Origin of the sequence: Streptomyces barringtoniae, from assembly GCF_020819595.1 — a bacterium.
Lineage (GTDB): Bacteria > Actinomycetota > Actinomycetes > Streptomycetales > Streptomycetaceae > Streptomyces > Streptomyces barringtoniae.
This window is the reverse complement of record NZ_JAJHNP010000037.1, coordinates 25,799-48,336: the sequence shown is the minus strand read 5'-3', so window position 1 is coordinate 48,336 and position 22,538 is coordinate 25,799. Positions and strand designations below refer to the sequence as shown.

Below are 22,538 nucleotides of genomic sequence, written 5' to 3'. Positions count from 1 at the left end.
CCCGCAGGTCGTTCCCGCCCGGCAGCTCAAGGACGCACTCGGCATCCGCAGCGTCGGCTACCGCCAAGGCGACCGCGAACTGGCCATCAAGAACCAGAGGCTGGCATGAACACCCAAAGACTCCCCATCCCGGCCTTGCGGTGGGCGACCGCCGCAACCCTCGCCGCCGGCGGATACATCCACGCCCAGCTCTACGTCGACGAGTACCGCTTCATCCACATCATCGGCCCCCTGTTCCTGCTCCAGGCCAGCGCATCCTTCGCCCTCGCTGCCCTGCTGCTGATCGGGACACCACCCCCGCTGCTGAGGGCCGCCGCGGCAGGCGTCGAGCTCGGCGCCCTCGTCGGCTTCACCGCTTCGCGCACCGTTGGCGTGTTCGGATTCACCGAGCGCGGTCTGCAACCGGCACCACAAGCCGTCCTCAGCCTCCTCGCCGAAACCGGCACGCTGCTGCTCCTCGCCATCTGGCAGATGACGGTGGCCACACAACACCGCGCTGCCCGACCACCCGTCAGGCCACCGATCCCGAACCGGGCCACCACCCGCACACCATTCGACTGAGCCACCACGGCGAAGCCCGCCGTCTGCGACACCTGCCACTCTTCCCGGAAGCAAGAGGTATCTCCCATGCACCTGGAACCACGCCCAGGAATCGCCTGGCCGAGTCCGCACCTTCGCGAACTGAGGGACGCTGTGCGCATCCTGCTCGGCCTGGACGACGACACCGCCGTCGTGATCCGCCAATTCAGCTGTGGTGAACTCGGTTACCCACCGCTGGAAACCGTCGTCGAGGTGCTGCCCATGGACGGCGGGCTCCACCGTTGGACACTCCACCGCCCAGCCGACGAGATCACCGAGCACGACCTGGCCTCCGCTTTTCAGTCGGCTCCGGCTGAGCTGGGTTGACGGCGTTGGTGACGTCCTGCTGGCCGTACGCGGTCGCGGGGCATGCCGAGGGCCCGACGCGGAGAGGTCGGGCTCTCCAAGGGTCCTCGGTCGGGGCTGGGCAGGGACGGTCGTACTGGCTCAGGTGGCGGGCCGGGGCAGGCTCCGTAGTCGGGTGAAGGCGGCCGCCAGGTCGTGGCGCCAGGGCCAGGTGGCGGCGATCCGCAGGTGCAGGCGGCGGGCGCCGTGGTTGAGGCGGGCGGCGGAGTGCGGGAGTCGGTAGCGGAGACTCTTCGGCTCGGAGATGGCCAACTTGCCCTTGAGCAGGCGCGTTTTGGTCCAGGAAAGGAGGTAGGTGGCTGCCAGGGCAAGCGCGGGAGCAGCCGACCAGGGCTCCTGCACGCCATGGCCGAAGGCCACGCCGTCCTTCGTCCCACCCTCGCCAGCCACGTCATTGACGTCGGATTTTCCAACGGCGGCTTGACCTGCGGCGGAGCACAGCCGAGGAACGGGCATGGCCCCAGCCTGTGATGGTCACTACTGAGCTTGAACTCGTGGTGTCGCGGTGACTGTCCGGTTCCGAAGGCGAGTCCGGTTTCTGTGAGGCAGCCGTCGAGGAGAGCGGGGCGGTACTGGATCTCGCGAAGGCCTGGCGGACGGCGCGGATCAAGTGGTCTGGGTTGGTGAAGGCGACGTTGGAGGTGTAGCCGCGTCGCAGCAGCGACCACACACCTTCGACGGGGTTGAGTTCGGGCGCGTAGGCCGGTAACTGGAAGACGGTCAGCCAGTCCTGGCCGTCGATGAACGCTCGCATGTCTGCGCAAAGGTGCGTGCCGAGGTTGTCCTAGATCAGGACGATGCGGGCGCCGAGCTGTCGGTGGGCGGCGATCAGCGGGTCGCGGTAGTCGCTCCAGGCAAAGCTCCTGCGCTCGCCCCGCCGTCCGCGATGCCGCCTGGGCCGGTAGATCAGGCGTGACCGTTCGCCTGCTTTGCAGCAGGTCAGGGCGGCGATGGAGAGCTGGCGCGAGGTGCGGCCCCGGACCCGGATGACGGGCGTGTGCCCCCGGCGGGACCAGGTGCGTGCAGTCGGCGGCGTCATCGAGAAGCCGGCCTCGTCCTCGAAGACGAGCCATGCCCCGAGCGCCGCCGCAGTGCTTCCCCCTGCGGCCAGGTCTCCATCACCCAGCCGCAGATCGCTTCCTCGTCGCGTTCGACGGCCCGTCTGGCCGGCACCTGGCAGGAGAAACCGTGCCGGATCAGCAGCTTGCGCACGCCCTGGAGGGTGTACCTCTTGTGGAATCGCCGGCCAATCACGGTTTTGACCCGCGCCAGCGTCCACCGCTGATCGGGCCAGCCATGCGCGACCGGGCCCTTGGCCAACTCCCCTTCCAGCACGACGAACCGGGCATCGCTCAGCCGGGGATGGGCGGCGGGACCGGCCGACCGCAGAGCCCGCGGGCCGCCCCAGGCCCGCCGCCGCTGGACCGAGCGGACACTGACCCGTAACTCCTTCGCGATCACCGAGATCGGCTCGCCCACCGCGAACCGCTCGGCGGCCATCATCCGGATGCCTTCGCGGTACTGTCGCCGCTCATCCGTCAACCCACCACCCTGCGCGTACCTCATAACGACGGCGTACCGCGAGGATCAAGCCTTGTCAGCAGCCACGACAACCCGAGTTCAAGCTCAGTAAAGTCGGTCGGGTGACTGCCGGGTCGGCCATGAGCCATGCACGAGCGAGGTTTCCGGCCTCGGCGTGAGTGCGAGGCGGGCAAGAGGCCCGCCCCCTTCTCCGCGTCTTTGTTCCCGGCGCCCGTATGCGGCGCTTCACCACAGCGGATCCCAAGACCGGAGACACACCACTGATGTCCTCTGACCAGCGGTACCCGCGTGAACCCGTGCCGCCGGCGGCCGGTGTCCAGTTGAACCACACCGCCATCTACGCAAGTGACCGGCGCCTGTCTGCCGAGTTCATCGCCGCGATCCTGGCTTGAAGGTCGGCACCCCGTTTGGGCCGTTCCTGCCTGTCGACCTCGGCAACGGCGTGACGCTCGACTACTACGAGAAGAGGGACGAGCCGATCCAGTCACAGCACTACGCCTTCCTGGTGCCCGACGAGCAGTTCGACGCCATGATCGCCCGCCTGGAGGTGGTCGGGGTTGCCTACTACGCCTGCCCCAGCCATACCGAAGCCGGCCAGATCAACCGTCTATTCGGTGGCCGCGGCGCCTACTTCGACGCCCCGGACGGCCACAACATGGAAGTCATGACTCGGCCTTACGTCCGCCCCTAGTTCCGGTTGGCGGTCTCGTCCTTCTTCTCGGGGATGACCGCCTTGGTGTGGTGTTTGCGCAGGTGGGTCCGGTTGAAAATGTGCGGACCGGGGCCGGTGACGTCGGTGCGGGCTGCGCCACCTGGCCGCTGGTGGCCGCGATGGTAGCCAGCCACGTGCCTCCCGACGCTGCCCCGCGATGACCGTCGTGGCCGTGGCGACTCCAACCAGCTGCCTCCGCCAGACGGTACGACGTCGGGACGCGGCCTGCTGGAGCAACCGGTCGAGCCGGCTTCCTTCGGTTCGCCGCGGGACGCCCGGTACGGCAGCGGCCGCAGACTGCGGCTGCGCGCTTGCGGCGGCCCGCCGTACGAGCCGATCGGCCAGCGGATACGACGGCGACCTGGACCAACAAGGACACCGACACCCACACCGCAACCAACTCCGGATCGGGCGGGCCCTTGCACTCAGCACCACCTCCCTTCATGGCCGCGACCGTGGAGGTGACCCCATGAACCAGTGCCAGGACAGGCACGGCGAGTCCCTGGGTGCCGCCCTCGATCAGCCAGCGGAACGTGGCATGACAAAGCGTCAACTCCTAGGCCTGACGCTGATTCAGCTATTTCTCGCCTTTTGGATGTACGGCCGCCTGCCCGCACTGCGCGCCGCACCCTCTCGCTCCCCATCGCTGAGCACTGCATCACCGCCTACGGTGTCCAGCTGACCGACACCCGCCTGCACTGCACTCGCTCACCGGCTGCTTCCTCGTCGGGACTTTCGTCGCCAAGGTGATCGTGGTCCGTCACCGCCGCTGGCCCGGTTGGGCGCTCCCCCTGGCTGGAGGCACCCTTGTCACCGCTATCGCCCTGGTCTGGTACGCCGCCGCCTTCTGGTACCCGAACGGCTTCCAGGCACCCGGCCTGTGAGAATCAGATTGCTGGGCTGCGCAGGCAGCACGCCTCGGTGATCGTGGTGGCTGTACGCCAAGGAACCTGCGCGAGAGGCTGTTGTGGAGCACGCGATCGAGTGTCTGCTCCTCCGCGCTGGAGGCCCGGTTCACCTTACGCCGGAATGGTGAGGAGCTTTTGGCCGTTGGCCGCGTATATGTCGAAGTGGCCGATGGATCCGGGGGGCACAGGTGCTGTCCCGGAAATCGTGTTGCTATCTGAGTAACCGCCGGCCTGCCAGGTGGCGGCGGTCGCTGTGGCCCCCGTGACCGCGACCGCTTGCAGCCTGCACGTGGTCCCGGGGGGCGCTCCCTCAGCCGTGACCTGCACGGTGCTGCCCCAGGCGGCAGGTGAGAGCTTCACCGAGGCGGACACGCCGGTGGCGGGGTCGCTTGCCGACAAGGTGCGGACCGGGGCCGGCGAAGTCGTTCCCGGCTGCGCCACTTCACTGCCGGCGGAGCCCACGATCGCCAGCAACGTGCCGCTGGAGGCGGCCGCGGCCATGAGCGTCAAGGCGGCCGCGACACTGACCAGCCGCCGCCGACGGGTCGTGCGACGTCGGGCCGTGGTCTGTTGGAGCAGTTGCTCCAACAGACCGGGCTCGGGCACCTGCGGGATGGACGGCTCGGCGGGTGGATCAGTCAGCTGTGGGCTGGGACGGGCGCGATGCGCGGCCCGTCCCAGCAACCGGTCCGCCCGGTCCTCGCTGGGCGCGGGCGCGGTCTGACCCGAGACCTCGGCCTCGGTGATCGACGCGAGCAGGGCGGGCAGCCCCGCCAGTTTGGCGTACTCAGCCCGGCACTCGGTGCATTCCGCGAGGTGGGCGCACACCCGATCCGACTCTGCGGGCGACAGCGTCTCCAGCACGTATGCGCCCAATGACAGCCGGATGGCGTCACGGTCCGCATTCATACTGTCCACCTCCTTCATGCCGCCGTCACGATGCCCATGGGGACGCCGAGCGCTGTGCGGCTTTGACCGTCCCGGCCCCGATAGACGTCTCCAGCAGCAGGACGCAGGCGGTCTGGGGGAGTGGTGTCCGCAGGGCGTCAGCCATCACGGTTCGGTTGTCTGTTCCAGGGTCTGCCCGCAGCAGCATCTCCTGCGCGGCGTCCGCGGCCCATTGCCTGATTGCTGATGTCTCATCTGGCTGCACAGGACACATTTCCCTCATAAGAGACACGGCTCCCGCAACGATTCGGATCAGCCATTGGAACCCTTTTTTGCGAAGGGCTTCCCTTGTCACTCCGCGTTGGGTCGCTGTGCAGGGGCCATGAATACAAGACGCGGTACAGGGTTACATGTCGACGCGCACGGCTACGAGACGTAAGAACCTCGATACGGCATGTGACCCACAAAGCCGTGGACCCGGCTTCGCGCCGCCGAGAAGACCGCGATCGAGTAAGTCAAGGCAGAGCAAGTCAGACCCGGATGCGGATGATCCCGGGGACCTGCTGGTCGTGGTGCACGCCCGTCCCATCCGAAGACGCTATTCGGCGACTTGGGGTGTCGGCGTTGCACAGCCGCATGTCGCTCATGAGGTGCTGTGGCCGAAGTGAGGAGGCTCGAGGGAGAGGCCTCCCCTGACATTGCGTGACCGAGGCGAGCGTTTTTTGGCGGCTCCGCCGCCACCGCGCGAGCCGGTCATGGTGCCGCGTGCCGAGGAGTGGGTCTTCGTGCGGCCCGCCCGCGAAGGGATCTCGCAAAAGGTGCGCATCCGTCGAACCGGGCGGCGTCCGCCGCCCGTGGAAATTGAACAAGCGCTACTAGCCACGGGATCCCCCCACGCACCGACCGCAAGGAGCGAGCTGAGATGACCGACACGCTCCACTCGCAGCAAGCACCCGTGACGCCCGCGACGCTCACACCGACCATGCACGGGGAAGCCTCCGCCACCGAACGGCCGGCCCGTACGCGGCGCGAACATCACGCACTTCGGTTGTACGAGGCGCTCGGGGAACACAGCGGCTTCACCGCCCGCCTCCACACGGGCACGTTTGTCATCGCCCGCGACGGCTACGTCGCAACCGGCGCCGACCGCGTTCGGCTCCTGGCAGATGCCACGTACGGCATGTTCCGTTACGCCCTCGACATGCTGCTCACCCGGCGCCCCCGCATGCGGGCGATCGGCGCTCAGGAACACGAGGGCCGCATTGACCTGGAAGTCGTGGAGATGCACTACTCGCCCGGGAACCGCACAGAACACCCGCCGGATGCTCGACCGCAGCGCGAGGCACGATCCGCGCCCGCCCATCCCGGGCACCACCGAGCCCACCTGAATCTTTGGGCGCAGCGCGGAGATGCTCCGGGTCCGAGCGCGCGACGCCGGGCCGAAAGGGTGACGTCGTGAGCGTGTTCCTGCCGGGGATCGGTGCCGCCTGCTGCCTCGGCGTCGGCTTCGTCCTCCAGCAGCGACAGGCCCAGCGGGCGCCCCTTTCTGACTCTCTCTGCTTCCGGTTGCTGCTCGGCCTGATGCGTTATCCGCAATGGCTGGTCGGCATCGCCGCGATGATCGTGGGCATGGCGCTGAGCACCATCGCCCTTGCCAACGGCGAGGTGTCGCTGGTCGAACCGCTCACCGCGACCAACCTGCTCTTCGCGATGGCACTGTCCCGCTGGCTCACCGGCCAGCCGCTCGGCTGGAACGGCTGGGGTGGGGTGCTGCTGCTGGCGCTGGGCGTGACGGGGTTCCTCGTCGCCGGACAGCCGTCAGAGGGCGGGCACCTGGCCGGGCCGCTGCGCCACTGGATCCTCTTCGGCATCGTCGTCGGACTGGCCGGGCTGCTCGTCACGCTCGCCCAGCACCTCCGGCCGGCGCTCCAGGCGGCCGTGCTGGCCTGCGCCGCCGGACTCCTGTACGGGTTGCAAGACTCCCTCACCCGCATCTCGAGCCGGATCGTCAGCAGGCACGGGATCGCAGTGCTGTTCGCGCACTGGCAGCCCTACGTGGTCGCGTGCCTCGGCGTGACCGGCCTGGTGCTCGTCCAGACAGCATTCCAGACCGCGCCGCTGCGCTCCTCGCTGCCCGCGCTCACCGCTGCGCAGCCGCTGGCCGGGATCGCCAGCGGGGTCGGCATCATCGGCGACCGGCTCCAGGCTACGCCGGGCGCGCTCACCGTGCAGACCGTCGGACTCATGGCGATCGTGATCGGCATCGTGCTGATCGGCCGCCACCCCTGTGTGGCTCCAGAAGTCCCGCACGGGCGCTGAGCTGCGTGTGCGCCGAGTCTTGGCTGATTCACCGTCAGGCACTGCAGTACTCGTGGATGAGCCCGCCGAGGGTGTCATGGCGCTGGAGCTGCTGTGCCGGGAAGGCGGGGAGTGCTCGGTTCGGAACCCGCTCGATTGAGGAGAAGAGGGGGCCATGCCCCAGACCCGCGAACTCTTCAGCACCATGACCACCAAGCCCTGGCTCGGCTGGCAGCTACCCGCGACCGAAACGCTGGTTGCCGTGATCCTTGTCGCCGTCGCCACGGTGGTGGGTGCCTGGCTGGCCCGGCGTGGATCCGGTCGTTCGGCCATGCTGCTCGCTGCGGCTTCCGGGATTTTGCTGATCATCGCTGTTCTCGATCTTCTGCCCGACGCGTGGGAGGGGGCACATGGGGCTGGTGTGCCACTGTGGGCGGTGCCGGTCACCGCGCTCGCCTCGTATGCGGCTGTCGGCGTCGTGGTCCGTATTGGCTGCCGTGCGAGCTGGGCCGTGCCGGTGGCATCGGCGCGGCATCCGGGCTCGCCCTGCACCGGTTCCGGGAGGGGGCGACTCTGGCGCTGACCGCCTCTTTTGTCGTGGTGTCGGCGCTGCTGGTGCATACCGCGAGCGAAGGCCTGGCACTTGCCGCCCTGCTGGGGGCGCAACCGCGCCGGCGAGTGGCGCCCTGGATCGGGCTGGCCTGCCTGAGTCCGGCCGCGGGCGCCTTGGTGGCCAGTGCGCTGCCCATCCCGAACGGTCTCATGCCGCTGCTGCTGGCATTCGTTGCCGGGGTACTCGCGCGGGGAGCGTGGGTGGCCCTCAGGCTCGCCCGTCAGCAGCATCCTCGGGAGCGGCGATTCCTTGGAGCGCCAGCAACCGTCGCGATGACTCTCGCGGCCCTCCTCACGGCGCTCGTCGTCCTTGTCGGTGCCGTCGGCCACTGAAGCTGACATGGCCCCGGCGGCGAGTGGGGGCGGGCACGGCTATGCGGGGGGCCTGCGGGGGCGTTCACCTCAACCTCCGCCGCGAGGAAGCCAAAGCCAGCGTCCGGATCTTTCTCGGGGCGCGCCCGACGGCTCCCGGGAGCTGATCGCTCTCACCGTCGGCTCCCGCGAACCGGGCCGGTCCTCAGCCGCACTTGATGCGTGAGAGCGCCGACGAGGCGTACGCCCCCTCCGGGCGGCCGGTGACGGCGCCCTTCACCTCAGGAGGGCCTGGCCAAGGTGTTCCCCCCTCTCGTGAGCAGAGGTACGGGGTTCACCAGAGGGCCGACGTCCTCGGCTCTCCTCTCTTGCGAAATCCGTGCAGCCCGGAGCAAAGAAGGGGATCCAGGGCATCTGCACGCCGAGGGCCGCCGCGAGCGGGCCGGGCGCGGGCAGGGACGTTCGCCCAGTTCAACGGCGCGACGGCCCCTCAGGGCCGCCAAGAGGACCACGGACGTGAGGACCGCGTTGCCGGTGCCCAGTCCAGTCGGGTACGGCGTCGTCGAGCTCTGACAGAGGCGAGTGAGGTTAGCCCGGCCATCGGCATTGACCCGACCTGCAAGAAGTCGAGCAAAAGGTGCGAACGGTTCGAACCGTTCGGCATGCGTCGTCCGTGGAACTGAATGAGCGCGCCTATCCAGGACCGGCCCACCGACCGCCCCGACCTTGTTGGCGGTCTCCCCCGTTCCGAGCTCCGCACATCCACAGAAGAGCCAGAAGACCATGTTCGTGACCGATTCCCCCAGCCCGAGCTCACTGCTCGGCCGGCCCTGCCGTCACCAGGCGTTGCTCACCCTGCCCGCGCAGGAGGCGCACGTCTCCGCCGCTCGTCACTTCGCGGCCGATCTGCTCACGACCTGGAGTGTGCCCGCGAGTGAGCGGGACTCCGCCGTTCTCATCGTCGACGAACTCGCCACCAACGCCGCCCAGTACGGCCGAGAACGCATGACCCTCCAGCTCGTGCTCGACGACGGCACTCTGCACATCGTGGTCACCGACTCCGGCAAGGCCGTGGAGCGCCACCGCCCCGACATCGCCCCCGACGAACACGGCCGAGGCACCGGCATCGTCCAGTACCTCGCCCAGTCGACCCAGGTGCGCCAGGCACGCAGCGGCCGCGAAGTCCGCGCCTACCTGAGGTGCTCGCCATGACCGGCCGGGACGTCCCGCACGGGCCGCGGCCCTCCGCCGGGGCCGACACTGCAGCACAACGACAGGCCACTGGGGGCGGCTGCGGCGCCGGGTCACCCGACGACCCCTCCGAGTGGTCCTCCGCGACCCACAAGCCGCGCCCCGTCGACGGCTGCCCGGACCCGGCCCAGGTGCCCACGCGGTTCCGGGCAAACCTGTCGGCCCTCGATCACGGCGGCCCCGACCACGACGCGGTGCTGTGTCAACGCTGCGGCAGAGGTGTGAGCGTGGAGGTCAGCCCGAACAGCGGCGAGGACATGGCCGCCCCGCCCCCGCACGAGGCGTACGCGGACGCCCCCGACCTGCGTCGCGAGATGCACCAAGTACTCGCCCTCGGTGCCGAGCGCGACGGCCGCCGGGCCAGGTCCGTCACTGGCCCCCCGGTCGATGCACTGGCCGCCGAACGCGCCTGGCTACTACGCCGGGCCGCCCTCATGGACCGGATGGCCCTGGACGACCCCGGCCCCGGCCTGGTCGCGGCCGCCGCACAAACCGCCGAACAACTCGTCCTGCACGACCGCCGCCACCCCGACCTGGTGGCCGGCCCACACCATCCCGACGCGATCACACTCGCCCCCAGCCGCCGCCTCTACGTCCGCCAGGAGTACGCCGCCTGGACGGCCGCCGGGCGCCCCGGAACCAGAACCGACCCCACTCCCATCAGGAAGAAAGACATATGACTCGCACGGATATCAACACCCGGAACGCCCTCACAGCAACCGACCGACCCCGCTCGCCTCGCCTCTCACGCTCGAAAGCCCTGCGTGAACATTGCGCCGATCTGCGACAGGAACGGTCATGCCAGGGAGGGGCGATGAACGCACCATGGCCGAATGCGCAGACCCACCAGCCGTTCCAGATGCCCGAACGTGATTGCTCCCAGGGACAGCGGCTGGGCGTCCATCCGGCCCAAACGCCCCCGCACGTCCTGCGGGCCGGGCAGCCGGCGCAAGTGGCCATACAGGTCACAGGCGGCGAACTACGCCTCGTCATAGGCCTGTTGCCGATCGATCTCCCCGCGGTTGCGGCGGCGCCCCAAGGTCGTACGGTTGCGCACGGTAGCAAGCATGCCTTCGAAGGGCTGGTGTAACGATGTTCCGCAATGCGTTGGAGCCCTGGCACCTGCTGATCCTGGTCGCGGTAGTGGTTTTGATCTTCGGTTCGAAGAAACTACCCGACACGGCCCGGGCGCTGGGCAAGTCCATGCGAATCCTCAAGAGCGAGACGAAGGCCATGAAAGACGACGGCGCCTCAAACGAGCCACGCCCCGAGCCTGAGCCTGAGCCTGAGCCTGCACCGGGACCGCGGACGATCTCGGGCGTTCCCGAAGACACCGCCACCGCCCGCACCGTGCCCACGGACAGCACGACCAGACACCGAGACTGAGCCCGGTCCTGCGCCCCTGGCTGATCCCCCGCACGAGACGCTGCCCGAAGCCTCCCCTGCCGGCTCGCCTCTCGCGCTGTCGGGCCGCCCGCGTCGTTGCCCGCAGTATCGGCCGGCGTCTTGGCCGGAGCAGTGCTGTTTCCTAGCCCGGGCGCGGGCGCGTAACAGTGGGCGGTCTGGGGACCTTCGTGAGCCGCCCAGCCTCGTGCAGGGCAGGGCAGATCAGCTCGCGGTAAGTGGTGCCGACCTGAACCAACTGCCTCCTGGACGTGCTACCTGCCGCAACCGACGCCGTGGCGAGCTCGCGCCCCACCGGGCGACACAGACGATCAAGTACTAACGCAGGGCCGGTAGTCTCCGGTCCGGCGCACGAGATGAGGACGTGGCGTGCCCCAGTCAGCCCGCAACAAGGAGAAGGATTCCGGGGGGCGGATGCCGCTCGCGGAGCACGTTCGTGAGCTTCGCAACCGGCTCGCCAAGGCCGTCCTGGCCATCCTGGTCGTCACGATCGCTGCGGCCTTCCACTACAGGGACATCATAAACTTCTTCACCAGGCCGGTGCTGGACTCGGTCGGCTGCCCGACGTCCTTCGCCGATCTGGCCAAGCAGACCGCGAACACCACCTGCGCGCGGATCACGATCAACGGTCTGCTCGCGCCCTTCACCCTGGCGCTGAAGGTGACCCTGATGGCCGGCGTCGTGCTGGCCTCGCCGGTATGGCTGTACCAGCTGTGGGCGTTCGTTGCCCCCGGCCTGCACAAGCACGAGCGGAAATACGCCTACGCGTTCGTCGGCGCGGGCGTCCCTCTGTTCTTCGGCGGCGCCTTCTTCGCCTACAAGGTGCTGCCCACGACTGCGAAGGTGTTGATCGACTTCACCCCGCATGGGGTGAGCAACCTGCTGCCGCTGGACGATCTGCTCGACCTCGTCACCCGCATGGTGGTCGTCTTTGGTCTCTCCTTCGAGATGCCGCTGCTGCTGGTGATGCTGAACCTCACCGGGGGAGTGTCCGGCCGGCGGATGCTCGGCTGGTGGCGCGGCATGATCCTGGGGATCACGGCCTTTTCGGCTGTGGCGACGCCGAGCACGGACCCGCTGTCCATGCTGGCGCTGGCCGCGCCGATCTGGGTGCTCTATTTCGCCGCTGTTGTTTTTTCGCTTTTCCACGACCGGCGCAAGGCCCGCAGAGAGACAGAGGGACCCGGCGACGACGAGGCCTCCGACCTCGCCCTCACGCCGCAGGACATCGGCGAAGTGGAATCGGTGTCCGTCGGCCAGACCCTGCCCGCGCAGCCGGACGCTGACGACGACCGCGCCGACGGGTAACAACAGCTAACACAATGAGGTGGATCGGCTCAGGGGGCGTGTCCGGGGCGGTGAATTGTCCTTGCCGTCGCGGGCGAGGACGACTTCGCGGGTGTCGCAGGTGCCGTACTGGAGGATCCAGTGCGGGAACTTCGCCCGCGAGTATCCGGTCATCGAGTGCGGGGCGGCGATGTTCGGTTCGCCGAGTTCTTTGCGGACGATCTCGGCTGGCGGGGGCTCGGGCAGGTCCCGGCGCGCTGGTGCGGCGTGGGCCGCGTGGTGGGTGGATGCCGGTGTGACGGCTGCGGGAGCTGTGGTGAGGGGGGCGAGGAGTGCGGTGGCGGCCGCGGTGATCAGGGCGAGTTTCGCGGGGATCCGCAGGCGTTGATCTCTCTTGTGCGGCAGGGGAGTTGGCGTCTCAAGAGAGATAGCGGCGCGCACGCTGCCGGTGTCGGTGTGCTGAGGTGGAGTCACCCGAACGGCGGGCGGGAATTCACCGCAGAAACGATAATGCGGTGGGCCGTTGCGGTCGACCGCGGTCGCGGCGGCGAGACTGCGCTGCGGATGACTGGTAGCGCTGAGTTGGGTTCTGTCTCTGCCCGGCCGAGAGGCGGCCGCGTTGTGCAGGCGCTGGTTCCGCACCGTCACCAGATTCCAGCGCAGGCGACCGGTCTGCCGCGTTCAGTTCCTCATGGGTGCCCTGTACGGGCCCGGTCCGGGGCGCGGGTACAGCTCGCTGTCCGGTACCCGCGCGCCCTGCCGCTGGCACTGTGTGGCCGACGAGGGGGCGGCGGTCGGCCGGTTTGCGACCGGCGCGAGCAAGAGTGCCTGTGAGCTGGTCGTTTCAAGCCATACCTCGGCAGAACACGTAGTGGTGGTTTCGCGCTGAGGCACTGGTTCCGCCGCCGTGTGTCGGGGCTGAATGGAAGCGAGGCTAGAGCGGGCAGGCAACACGCTCCGGCTGATTGCGCGCACTCGCGGCACACCCGATCCGGAGGACTTCTTGGTGGACCAGCTGGCATTGCGTCCGTACCGACTGGCCGTGGCACCGACCGTGCGGCGCATGTCCATCGTGGCCCGGGTGTACGGGTATCCACCGGATCACAACGCGGGTTCGGAGTGGATGCTGCACTCGATGCTGCGGCCTCTGGCCGAGCGTGGCCATCAGGTGGAGGTCTGGCTGTCCCATCCCGGAAGGAGCGAGAAGGCCTACGAGATCGACGGGGTGCGGGTCGTCCCTTTCCAGGAGGGTATCGACTTCGCCGCCCACGCCCACACGGCGGACGTGCTGGTCTCCCATTACGAGAACGTGCCCCTGGTCGCCGGCCTCGCCCGTGACCGTCTCATCCCGCTGGCTGTGATCTGCCACGACAACTTCGCCGCCAGCTTCCACAACGCGGCGGGTGCCGATCTCGTCGTCTACAACAGCGAGTGGATCAGGCGGGACGGCGAGATCTTCTACGCCCGCTACCCGCGCGAGTTCCTGCCCCGGCACAGCATCGTGGTGCGGCCGCCGGTGATCGCTGAGGAGTACCGCACGCAGCCCGGGGACTGCGCGACCCTGGTCAACCTCAACGCCGACAAGGGCGGTGAGGTGTTCTGGCAGATCGCTGCCTGGACGCCGCAGTGGAAGTTCCTCGGCGTCCGTGGCGCCTACGGCCAGCAGATCATGCCTCCACCACGGCTGCCCAACTGCGAGGTCCTCGACGGAGTTCCCGGTCAGCGGATGCGCGAGCACGTCTACAGCCGCTCCCGCGTGATGCTCATGCCCAGCCTGTACGAGTCCTGGGGACGCGTCGCCGTCGAGGCGTTCGCCTCAGGCATCCCTGTCATCGCCCACCCCACCCCCGGACTCGTCGAGTCATTGGGCGAAGCGGGCATCTTCGCCTACCGCGACGACCTCAACGCCTGGATCGACGCCCTGGCATCCCTCCAGGACCCCGAGAACTGGGCCCGCGCCTCCCACCGGGCCAAGGCCCGCTCCATCGAACTGAGCGCCGCACCCGACCTCGACCTGTGGTGCGACGCCATCGAAGCGCTGACCACCACACGCACACCAAACGGCCCCCGCCGACGCGCACTTGGCACGCTCGTCGACGCCACGGAGATGGTCCGCAGCACGGGGGACAGCGATGCGGCCCGCGGCGGCGAACCGCACCCGTGCACGTGTTCATCACAGGGCTGCGCAACACAGACCAACCACCACTGATTCGGTCGAGCGCTACGAAAAGGACGGCAGGTCATGACTCAGGAAACCCTCACCTCCACCCCCGAACCCGCCCCGGTCGTCGAGCCCCGCGCGGCCATCGCGCAGACCGCTGCTGCGCCCCTTGCTCCCTACACTCACATCCGGCGCTTCAACTACTCGGGCAGCGTGGAGAACTTCACCGTTCCTCCCGGTGTCACCACGATCAACGCCCGCTGCTGGGGCGGCGGGGGCGCGGGGCCCGGGCAAGGCGGCGGGGGTGGCTTCGCCACCGGGAATGTCGCCGTGGTGCCGGGGGAGACGCTGCGGGTCGTCGTCGACCTGGGGGGAGGCCCGAGCGGCGGGGGCGGAATGAGCGGTTTGTTCAGTCAGCGGCTGGGGCAGACGCTTTTGATTGCCGGAGGCGGCGGAGCATGTTTGCTTGGGAATAACTCCGATGCCGCCGCTGCGCGCGGTGGTGCGGGCGGCGGCGCCAGCGGTTCCGACGCCGTGGGCTCATCGTGGGCCGGCTCGCCAGGCACGCCGGCGCGTGGAGCATCGGGGTCGACGGGCGGTGCTGCTGCTTCCAGGTTCGACGTGAACGGCGGGCGTGGCGGCAACAGCGGCCAGAACGGCGGCGCCAACGTGATCGGGACCGCTGGAGGCCAGGTGCCGATCCCGGGCATGGGGGGAGGCGGGGGCGCCAGCTACGGCGGCAATACAGGTGGAGGTGCCGGCTACGCAGGTGGCGGTGGAGGGATCGCCGTCGGCAACGCGGCGAGCGCCTACTTCAGCGGCGGTGCTGGTGGCAGCAGCTTCGTGAGCGGCCCCGGTGTCACCTCGGGGCGTACGGCGCCTGGCAACGGCACCCGCGCAGGCGGTCAGGACGACCCCTTGTACCAGTCGCCTGTAGGTGAGGCGGGCAACCGTGGGCAGGTGGTCTTGCAGTGGTCGGAGTTCACGGTGACACCGGGCGGCCCCCCGGACGTGGAGTTGGTCCAGGGCGGGTCGGCGGGGTATCCGGGGGTACGGGTCGATGCCGGTGTGGCGTTCGATCCGGTGTCGGTGACGGTGACTCTGCCCGCGGACCATGGTCTGTTGTTCGGTACGCAGACGCTGGCCGACTACCAGCTGACCGTGCAGAACGCAGGCGGGCAGAGCACCCAGTACGTGGGGGAACTGTCCCAGGACGGTATGTCGCTGGTGTTCTCGGACGTGGCTCTCGAACTGCCCGGTACGTCGGTGATGTGGGTGGCGGTGAGCGCCGGCCACAACGCCGAACTCGGCGCGACGAACCTGGCCTTCACAGTGGGAGGCAAGGCTTCCCCGTCCACGACGGTCATCGTCACCCCGAACTTCACCGTGTCGCCGGGCGGCAGCCCGGTGACCGCGGAACGCGGTGGGCCGCCTAAGTATCCCGGGGTGCAGGTGCGCAACAACGGATCACAGGGCATCCCGCTGCAAGAGGTCACGGTGACTCTTCCGCCGGACGCCCAAATGCGGTTCGGTACGGCGGCCACCCCGGACCATCAGCTGACTGTGTGGGACTCCGACGGAAACATCACCGTATACGGGGGGAGCATCTCCGGCGACGGGCAGTCGCTGCACTTCTCCGACGTCGACCTGGGCATCCCCGACGAGGGATCGCAGTCGGTCATGTGGGTCTGCGTGAGCGCAGGCGACGGCACACCTGTGGGTGACACCCACGTGGAGTTCTCCGTCTGCACCCGGACCTCGCTGTCCACCACCATCCACGTCATCTGAGCAACCCAGCGGCCCTACGGCCCCGCTGTGCCCGAGTAGCCCAGCGGGGCGGCTGCTGAGTCCTCTCTCGACCCGAGCCGGAGATGGGCCGGGTTTTCCACACAAGGGAGATTGGCATGAATGCATCAGCATTAGCGGTATCACCGGTCGACGCACAGACGTCGGACCCGGAGCAGACGGGTATCAAAACCCTCGGGTACGCGAACCGGTTCTCCGTCTGGGACTCCGAGTTCCGCTACGACGGACGCATCCGCGTCCCGATGGGCATCAAGATCACAAAGGTCGAGTACGCCTACTGGGGCCGGGACGACCTGTCCTACATCACCGCCGTCGAGGTGCCACGCGGCCGCATGGGCATCAACCAGGAGTACGAGGTCATCGACCTGACGTTCCTCGCCGACTCCGACGTCATCACCTTCACCTTGCGCGGTGACCTGAACGTCGACTCCGCACCGGAGCTGGGCCAGTACAGCCGCACGTACCAGCTCGGCGTGAAGGTCAGCCTCAGCGACGGCACCACCCGCATCACGCACGTTCAGGTAGAGGTCCTCTGGCCCCTCTACGACCCGGACAACGGGCGGATCGGGCGTCCCTTCGTCCGCCTGCCGTACGACACGGCCTGGGGTGGGACTCCCAACAGCCAGGCCGGCTTCGGCTACGTGTCAGACAACGGCTACATCGCCGACAAGTTCATCGTCGACCTGGTCAACCCCCGCCAGGGCAGGGACAACGTGGCCGGCAACAACGCCGACCACGTGTACTACCAGCTGGTGCACGAGGACGGCACGCCGTCCCATCTCACGCCCGCCCCGGTCAAGTTCAACGTCAAGGGCCACGCGGACGCCGGAACCGGCAACAAGCGCATCCTCGACGCCGTCAACCTGCTGGATGAGGGCGACAGGCCGGGGTACTACCGGTTCCTGGTCTGGCCGCAGTCCACCAACACCTCCGACGGCAAGACAAGTGCCCTGAGCTGGAACCCGGACAAGCCGGAAGACGCCTTCCAGCTCGGCAGCGTCTACTTCCGCTACACCGCCACCCGCAGCGCCGGCTTTTCGGTCGTGCCGGGCGGCCCGCCGGACGTCAGGCTGACCGCGGGCGGCCCCGTCGGCTATCCCGGGGTGCATCTCGAGACCAGCGAAGGGCCGGTCGGCGTGCAGACCGTCCAGGTCAGCCTGCCCGAAGGGATGGGGCTGCAGTTCGTGGAGGAAGGCAACCCCGGCTACCAGCTGACCGTGCTGGACTCCGACGGAGCACAGAAGAACTTCGTCGGACAGCTGTCCCCAAGCGGCCAGACCCTCACCTTCTCCAAGGTCAACCTGGCACTGACGGGCAAGTCCTCCACATCCACCGCGTGGGTGGCCGTCAAGGCTACGGACCCGAGCACCACGGCCCGCACGTCTTTGACGTTCCAGGTGGGAAGCGAGACGAGCCAGAGCACCCCCATCGAGGTCGGTGCCCGCTGACCGTCCAGCCCGTGCCCGCACCCCGCCGAGGTCAATTCTCCCCCGACGGGGCGCGGGCGGCGAGCAGCAGAAGTTGAATACATGGAGTGAACGGAGACCACACATGCGTCCGATGTCTGTGGGCCGACTCGCGGCCCTCGCCTCGACGGCCCTGCTGGTCCGTCCTGGAGGGTCCATGCGACACCCCGTCTCCCGCCTGCGAATGCGAGCACTGGCCGTGGGGCTCGCGCTGGCGGCGTCCGCGCTTGTGCCCTCCGGCTCCGCTGGTGCGGCTGATCAGTACGAGTGGGCCGCGCTGGGCGACTCCTACACCGCCGGCGGCTTCGTCGGGGACCCGCAGCCCCCGCTCGGCGATGCGTCGCGGGACGGCTGCGACCGCACCACCCACGCCTACCCCGGCGTTGTCGAGGGGGAGCTCGAAGAGTTCCCTCCGGGCAAGTACGTCCACCTGACCGTCAGCTGCGGCAACGCCACCATCGCCGACATCGCCGACACCAAACAGACGCCGATCAGCCCGGTCCAGCCCCCCCGCCGGCGGCTGGCCCGCAGTGGACCCGCAGATCCAGCGAGCGAAGCTCAATGACCAGACCGATGTCGTCACCATCGGCGTCGGCGGCAACAGCCTGCCTTTCGGCGGCATGCTCCTCAAGTGCCTCGAGCTGGGCGCGACGCCCGGCAAGTCCTGCCGCGAGTACTACACCAGTCCTCCCGAGGGGGAGGAGAGCATCAAGGACAAGCTCGCCCGGGTTCAAGACGAGTACATCGGGATGCTGGCCAAGGTGCACCAGGCCGCACCCAACGCCAAGGTGATCACGGTCGGCTACCCGGCCGTCCTGCCGGAGGAGGGCAGCGCCTGCAATCGCCTCGCCCTCACCGAACTCGGCTCGATCAAGCACGCCGACATCGACTGGCTCCGTGACGACGTCCTCAAGCCGCTGAACAGCACGATCCAGCGGGTCACGGACTTCTTCGGCGACCGCTACGTCGACGTCTACTTCTCCAGCGTGGGCCACGACGCCTGCCAGCCCGCGGGCACCAAGTGGGTCGAGGGAATCTGCGGCGACGCTGCGGGCTACTGGCCCGCCAAGCTCCCCGGCACCCTGCTGAACTGCGCTGTCATCCACAAGAGGGTCACCCTGGTTCACCCCAACGCCGAAGGCCACGCCAACACTGCCGCCCACGTCGAACGAGCCATCCGCATCGCCCTCCTCCAACACTGACCAACCTGCCCAAACCCTGACGCCATAGCGGCACCCGCACGAAAACGCGGCCCGGAATACCCGGCCGACGAGCACAAGGAACGCCGACCTCCGGCGGTCGGGGCACCTGGCGGGTGCTCGCCGAGCGCATCCAGCGCGAGGCGTACACCGGAAGGTGCGCCGACAGGCCCACGCGGACTTCGCCGCCCTCACCGGCGGCGAAGTACCCGAACCCCCCACAGAGCCCAAGGCCCCACAACATACTGAGCTGCGTACCGCCGTACCGCCGTAGGTGGGCGTATGGGCAAGGACGGAGTGCCCCGGCTGCGTCTGGTCGACCAAGCCGCCTCCGCCTCCGCCTCCGTCAACGGCCAACTGCCCTGGTCGGCTCACCCCTCAGGTATGTGCGGGCAGGTCTCGCGCTGCTGATAGCTCCCGGGCACGCCCGCGCCGACAGCCGTCCAGAAGGCCCGGGAGTCCCGGAAATGGCCGCCCAGGGTGTGCCAGGAGTTGATGGCGAAGGCATCGCGGTGGAACACGGTGTCCTTGCGGGACTGGTGGGTGGTTTTGGCCCTGATCGGTGCGACAAGGGCCTGTTCTGAGTTCAGATCACTGATGGGTTGCTTCGGCTCCCGGGAGGCTTTCGGCTGCTGCAGGAACGATCTGTGACGCGTGGTGATGTGACTGATGCCGATTGGGAGTTGATCGAGCCGTATCTGCCGTTGGGTGAACGTGGGCCGATCCCTGACCTGCGCAGCTACGATCTACGACCGGTTCCGGGTTCGAGGGGATTGACCTTCACGGTTCGACATCGAGGCGGGGCGACGTCAGCTGGTTGAGGGGGACCGTGCCGTCCAGTACGTCCAACGGTGTGGTGACCACGGGCAGGCGCCGGACGATGTCGTCGTTCAGCAACTGCGTCTGCACGAGCACCGCCGTTTGATCCCAGTAGATGCGCTCGCTCCGCACACGCGGGCCCCGGAAGTCCACGACGGCGATGACGGGTATACGGACCTGCTGCCCGGTGGGTGCCAATCCAGGCAGAATCCAGGGCACCTCGATGTCGTGGGTGAACGACACGATCATTTCGTCTACGAGGCTGTCGTCTCCCACCGTGCGGGATATCGAACGCACAGTGAAATCGTCCGGGTTCCGTCCAATGAACCAGCGTGCGTAGAAGTCCTTGACGCCGTCGTACCCACTACCGCCCATGGCGGTCGGCACATGGACGACGATGGGGTCGTCGTCCATCGTGGCCATCGTGGCCTCCACGTCCTGCGCCACGAACTCGCCGGCGGTGTGGGCTTCCCAGATACGCTCCATCGTTGCGCGATCAGCCATGCCTGCTCCTGACAGTAGGCGTCTCGGCTGTGCGGGTGTCTCGGGTCTCGGGATAGCCATACGCCGCTGCCCATTGCGCCGCATCCCCTTCTTCTGGACGCGAGGAAGACAGCGCAGAATCAGGATAGGCAGGTGTGGGTCCGCGCGCACTCTTTGGCGTTTACCGAGTTCGGATCACGAGTCTGGACGTTCTGCTGCCCTGGCTGGATCCGGGGCGGTGGACAGGCGGGATGGCTCGGGGTGATCTCACGGACGACGAGTGGGCGGTGATTGAGCCGTTGCTGCCGCTGGGCGAGCGCGGTCCGATTCCTGACCTGCGGCGACTGGTGAACGGCGTGATGTGGCGGTTCTGTACGGGCAGTCCGTGGCGGGACATGCCCCAGCAATACGGGTCCTGGTCCACCGTCTACGGGCGCTTCCACCTGTGGGCCGGTGCGGGGGTCTTCCAGGCGCTGATGGCAGCGGTGATCGCTGAGGCCGCCGCCCGGGGGCAGGCGGAGCTCGGGCTGGTGAGCGTGGACTCCACGTCTGCCCGGGCCCACCACCACGCCGCCGGGATGGTGCTGGACCCGGAACTGCTGGAAACGCTGGAAAAGGCCGTCGCCGAGGAAAAGGGGCTTCTCCAAAGAGGCAAAACGCCTCGATAGTCGACCGGGACGAGGCTCCGGACGAGGCCCGTGAGGAGCGTCGGCGTCTGCGCCGGCGTCGCAAGGCTCGTCTCCGCGCTGCCAAACTGGGCCGTTCCCGTGGCGGGTTGAACAGCAAGGTGCACCTGTCGGCGGACTGCCGCTGCCGTCCGCTGTCCTTCGTCCTCACGCCCGGCCAGGCCGCCGACAGTCCCCGTTTCACCGCCGTTCTGGAACGCATCAAGGTGCGCGGGCCGGAGGGCCGCCCCCGCACCCGCCCCGACGCGGTCGCCCCGGACAAGGCGTACTCGTCCCGCGCCAGCCGCGCCTACCTGCGCCGACGCAAGATCCGGGCAGTGATCCCGGAGAAGACCGACCAGGCCGCCAGCCGCAAGAAGCGCGGCTCACGTGGCGGACGCCCCATCAGCCACGATGCGGCCTTGTACAAGGAGCGCAACACGGCCGAACGCTGCATCAACAAGATCAAGGAATGGCGCCGGCTTGATGGGGATCTTTGAATCTCCTCACCCTGTGCTGAGGATGGCCCGGTGGGGTCTCTCTCGAGGGCCGGAACAGGTGGTGTGGGAGCGGGTTCAGGGTTCGATGGCGAGGTGTTCGATGAGGTCGTCGCGCAGCGTGAACCGATAGCGGAGATCGATGGTGCCGCCGGGGAAGTTGCCTTCGAGGTGGTGTGTGGCGACGTAGTGGGCTGTGTCCGTCTGCTGGGCGTTCGTGAGGTGGATGGTGTAGGTGAATTCGGTGGCGGATCGGTCCAGCCACCGCTCGATCGCGGCGCTTCCCTGGTAGGTGTTGCCGTCGTCGATCACTGTGGCGTCGTCGGTGAACGTCGTGACCGCGGTGGCGGTGTCGTGGACGCGGTGCGCTGTGAGGTAGCGGGTGATCACCTCGGGCAGGTCGTCCGGGATGATGGTCCGGGGCTGGTTGTCGTGCATGACGCTCCTGATGGTGGTGGGGGGTTCAGACGGTGGGGGTGGTGCCGCCGTCGATGACGTGTTCGGCGCCGACGATGGCCGAGGCGCGGTCGGAGACGAGGAAGGCGACGAGTTCGGCGACCTCCTCGGGCCGGTTGGGACGGCCGAGCGGGATGCCTCCCAGGGAGTCCATGAGCCGGCCCAGCGCCGCTTCCTGGCTGATGCCGGCGTCGTGGGCGATCCGGGTGACGAGGTTGTCGGCGGCCGAGGTCTGGACGAAGCCGGGCGAGATGGTGTTGACGCAGACGCCGTGCGGGGCGACCTGGTTGGCCAGGCCCTTGCTGTAGGTGGTCAGGGCGGCCTTGGCGGCGGCGTAGGCCAGGGTGCCGTTCCACAGCGGCATGCGGCGCTGGATCGAGGTGACGTGCACGACCGCGCCTTTGCCCGTGGCGATCATGTGCGGGAGGAGTGCGCGGTCCAGGCGGACGGCGGCCAGCAGGTTCGTGTTCAGCTCCCTTGCCCAGTCGTCCTCGCCGAGCGCGGCGAATCCTCCTGCTGGTGCCTCGGAGCCGCCGAGGTTGTTGACCAGGATGTCGACGCCTCCCATGCGGGCGTCCACCTCGGAGGCGACGTGGGCGGCGCCCTGGGCGGTGGACAGGTCGGCGGTGATGAACGTCTTCTCCTCGACGTCGTCGGGGCGGCTGCGGGCGGTGACCAGCACGGTCGCGCCGGCCTCGGCGAGCCGTCGGGCGATCGCGGCTCCGGTGCCCTTGGTGCCGCCGGTGACCAGAGCGCGTCGTCCTTTGAGGGATTCGCTGATGGGTGTGGTCACGTTGTGCTCCGTTCCCGGGCGCGGGTATACGAGG

At 68.5% G+C, this 22,538-nt stretch carries 25 protein-coding genes and 3 pseudogenes; 19 read left to right on the top strand and 9 right to left on the bottom strand.

From position 1 onward, the window contains the following. The first annotated feature begins 105 nt into the window (after positions 1 to 105). Positions 106 to 561, top strand: coding sequence for a hypothetical protein (locus LMU33_RS39565; RefSeq protein WP_228626749.1), 456 nt, complete (start codon positions 106 to 108; stop codon positions 559 to 561). Between the two features lie 132 nt (positions 562 to 693). Beyond that, on the top strand, positions 694 to 906 hold the full coding sequence (locus tag LMU33_RS39560; protein WP_228626747.1) for a hypothetical protein: 213 nt from the start codon (positions 694 to 696) through the stop codon (positions 904 to 906). 120 nt (positions 907 to 1,026) lie between these two features. Here LMU33_RS39560 and LMU33_RS39555 read toward each other — a convergent pair whose 3' ends face one another. After that, positions 1,027 to 1,335: a transposase gene (locus LMU33_RS39555; RefSeq protein ID WP_228626745.1), complete on the bottom strand. Its 309-nt coding sequence runs from the start codon at positions 1,333 to 1,335 to the stop codon at positions 1,027 to 1,029. Between the two features lie 137 nt (positions 1,336 to 1,472). After that, positions 1,473 to 2,511 (bottom strand): annotated as a pseudogene (locus LMU33_RS42265) (IS630 family transposase); the annotation flags it as partial. 239 nt (positions 2,512 to 2,750) lie between these two features. Between LMU33_RS42265 and LMU33_RS39540 the strand changes: the two are divergent. Further along, positions 2,751 to 3,178 (top strand): annotated as a pseudogene (locus LMU33_RS39540) (VOC family protein). On the opposite strand, the gene LMU33_RS39535 reads toward LMU33_RS39540, so the two are convergent. Next, positions 3,175 to 3,333 carry a hypothetical protein gene (locus LMU33_RS39535; protein WP_228626741.1) on the bottom strand — a complete coding sequence of 53 codons (159 nt, stop codon included), beginning with the start codon at positions 3,331 to 3,333 and terminating at the stop codon, positions 3,175 to 3,177. The pseudogene LMU33_RS39540 and the gene LMU33_RS39535 overlap by 4 nt on opposite strands. Positions 3,334 to 3,951: 618 nt before the next feature. Here LMU33_RS39535 and LMU33_RS39530 point away from each other — a divergent pair. Beyond that, on the top strand, positions 3,952 to 4,083 hold the full coding sequence (locus tag LMU33_RS39530) for a DUF6529 family protein (protein ID WP_308280851.1): 132 nt from the start codon (positions 3,952 to 3,954) through the stop codon (positions 4,081 to 4,083). Between the two features lie 135 nt (positions 4,084 to 4,218). Here LMU33_RS39530 and LMU33_RS39525 read toward each other — a convergent pair whose 3' ends face one another. Beyond that, entirely contained in the window at positions 4,219 to 5,034 is an 816-nt protein-coding gene (locus LMU33_RS39525) for an anti-sigma factor family protein (protein ID WP_228626739.1), read from the bottom strand. Positions 5,035 to 5,917: 883 nt separating this feature from the next. Here LMU33_RS39525 and LMU33_RS39520 point away from each other — a divergent pair. From LMU33_RS39520 to tatC, 8 genes are all read left to right on the top strand, one after another. Then, positions 5,918 to 6,454, top strand: coding sequence for a hypothetical protein (locus tag LMU33_RS39520; RefSeq protein ID WP_228626738.1), 537 nt, complete (start codon positions 5,918 to 5,920; stop codon positions 6,452 to 6,454). Beyond that, a complete protein-coding gene (locus LMU33_RS39515) occupies positions 6,451 to 7,314 on the top strand; it encodes a DMT family transporter (protein ID WP_228626736.1) in 864 nt (287 codons plus the stop codon). Before LMU33_RS39520 ends, LMU33_RS39515 begins: the two co-directional genes overlap by 4 nt. Positions 7,315 to 7,468: 154 nt before the next feature. After that, a complete protein-coding gene (locus LMU33_RS39510) occupies positions 7,469 to 7,876 on the top strand; it encodes a ZIP family metal transporter (RefSeq protein ID WP_228626734.1) in 408 nt (135 codons plus the stop codon). A 14-nt stretch (positions 7,877 to 7,890) separates the two neighbouring features. Continuing rightward, on the top strand, positions 7,891 to 8,238 hold the full coding sequence (locus LMU33_RS39505; protein ID WP_228626732.1) for a hypothetical protein: 348 nt from the start codon (positions 7,891 to 7,893) through the stop codon (positions 8,236 to 8,238). A gap of 768 nt (positions 8,239 to 9,006) precedes the next feature. After that, positions 9,007 to 9,429 carry an ATP-binding protein gene (locus LMU33_RS39500; RefSeq protein ID WP_228626730.1) on the top strand — a complete coding sequence of 141 codons (423 nt, stop codon included), beginning with the start codon at positions 9,007 to 9,009 and terminating at the stop codon, positions 9,427 to 9,429. Positions 9,430 to 9,695: 266 nt separating this feature from the next. Then, positions 9,696 to 10,148 carry a hypothetical protein gene (locus tag LMU33_RS39495; RefSeq protein WP_228626728.1) on the top strand — a complete coding sequence of 151 codons (453 nt, stop codon included), beginning with the start codon at positions 9,696 to 9,698 and terminating at the stop codon, positions 10,146 to 10,148. Between the two features lie 412 nt (positions 10,149 to 10,560). Continuing rightward, the gene (gene tatA, locus LMU33_RS39490) at positions 10,561 to 10,854 is read left to right on the top strand and encodes a Sec-independent protein translocase subunit TatA (RefSeq protein WP_228626726.1); all 294 of its coding nucleotides are present in this window, start codon (positions 10,561 to 10,563) and stop codon (positions 10,852 to 10,854) included. A gap of 387 nt (positions 10,855 to 11,241) precedes the next feature. Beyond that, positions 11,242 to 12,180: a twin-arginine translocase subunit TatC gene (gene tatC / locus LMU33_RS39485; RefSeq protein ID WP_228626724.1), complete on the top strand. Its 939-nt coding sequence runs from the start codon at positions 11,242 to 11,244 to the stop codon at positions 12,178 to 12,180. Between the two features lie 6 nt (positions 12,181 to 12,186). On the opposite strand, the gene LMU33_RS39480 is transcribed toward tatC, so the two are convergent. Continuing rightward, positions 12,187 to 12,600 carry a hypothetical protein gene (locus tag LMU33_RS39480; protein WP_372478151.1) on the bottom strand — a complete coding sequence of 138 codons (414 nt, stop codon included), beginning with the start codon at positions 12,598 to 12,600 and terminating at the stop codon, positions 12,187 to 12,189. Positions 12,601 to 13,222: 622 nt separating this feature from the next. Here LMU33_RS39480 and LMU33_RS39475 point away from each other — a divergent pair. The 5 genes from LMU33_RS39475 (at position 13,223) to LMU33_RS39455 (ending at position 18,794) form a co-directional block, all read left to right on the top strand. After that, complete coding sequence (locus LMU33_RS39475; protein ID WP_228626722.1) at positions 13,223 to 14,368, top strand: glycosyltransferase family 4 protein; 1,146 nt, start codon at positions 13,223 to 13,225, stop codon at positions 14,366 to 14,368. Positions 14,369 to 14,941: 573 nt separating this feature from the next. Further along, positions 14,942 to 16,108, top strand: coding sequence for a hypothetical protein (locus LMU33_RS39470; protein ID WP_228626720.1), 1,167 nt, complete (start codon positions 14,942 to 14,944; stop codon positions 16,106 to 16,108). Positions 16,109 to 16,224: 116 nt separating this feature from the next. After that, a complete protein-coding gene (locus tag LMU33_RS39465; RefSeq protein WP_228626718.1) occupies positions 16,225 to 17,574 on the top strand; it encodes a hypothetical protein in 1,350 nt (449 codons plus the stop codon). 103 nt (positions 17,575 to 17,677) lie between these two features. After that, positions 17,678 to 18,157 (top strand): SGNH/GDSL hydrolase family protein, encoded by a 480-nt coding sequence (locus LMU33_RS39460; RefSeq protein WP_228626716.1) that lies wholly within the window; start codon positions 17,678 to 17,680, stop codon positions 18,155 to 18,157. Next, complete coding sequence (locus tag LMU33_RS39455) at positions 18,123 to 18,794, top strand: GDSL-type esterase/lipase family protein (protein ID WP_228626714.1); 672 nt, start codon at positions 18,123 to 18,125, stop codon at positions 18,792 to 18,794. The genes LMU33_RS39460 and LMU33_RS39455 overlap by 35 nt, the downstream gene beginning before the upstream one ends. A gap of 368 nt (positions 18,795 to 19,162) precedes the next feature. Here the strand turns inward: LMU33_RS39455 and LMU33_RS39450 are convergent, their stop codons facing one another. Further along, a complete protein-coding gene (locus LMU33_RS39450) occupies positions 19,163 to 19,312 on the bottom strand; it encodes a hypothetical protein (protein ID WP_228626712.1) in 150 nt (49 codons plus the stop codon). 259 nt (positions 19,313 to 19,571) lie between these two features. Continuing rightward, positions 19,572 to 20,114: a nuclear transport factor 2 family protein gene (locus LMU33_RS39445; protein WP_228626710.1), complete on the bottom strand. Its 543-nt coding sequence runs from the start codon at positions 20,112 to 20,114 to the stop codon at positions 19,572 to 19,574. A 134-nt stretch (positions 20,115 to 20,248) separates the two neighbouring features. On the opposite strand from LMU33_RS39445, the gene LMU33_RS39440 reads away from it, so the two are divergent. Both LMU33_RS39440 and LMU33_RS39435 read left to right on the top strand, forming a co-directional pair. Further along, positions 20,249 to 20,761, top strand: coding sequence for a transposase (locus tag LMU33_RS39440; protein ID WP_228626708.1), 513 nt, complete (start codon positions 20,249 to 20,251; stop codon positions 20,759 to 20,761). Positions 20,762 to 20,847: 86 nt separating this feature from the next. Further along, positions 20,848 to 21,243, top strand: a pseudogene (locus tag LMU33_RS39435) (transposase); the annotation flags it as partial. A gap of 90 nt (positions 21,244 to 21,333) precedes the next feature. Here the strand turns inward: LMU33_RS39435 and LMU33_RS39430 are convergent. Both LMU33_RS39430 and LMU33_RS39425 read right to left on the bottom strand, forming a co-directional pair. Beyond that, a complete protein-coding gene (locus LMU33_RS39430) occupies positions 21,334 to 21,693 on the bottom strand; it encodes a nuclear transport factor 2 family protein (RefSeq protein WP_228626707.1) in 360 nt (119 codons plus the stop codon). Positions 21,694 to 21,718: 25 nt separating this feature from the next. Beyond that, complete coding sequence (locus LMU33_RS39425; protein WP_228626705.1) at positions 21,719 to 22,504, bottom strand: SDR family oxidoreductase; 786 nt, start codon at positions 22,502 to 22,504, stop codon at positions 21,719 to 21,721. Positions 22,505 to 22,538: the final 34 nt, after the last annotated feature.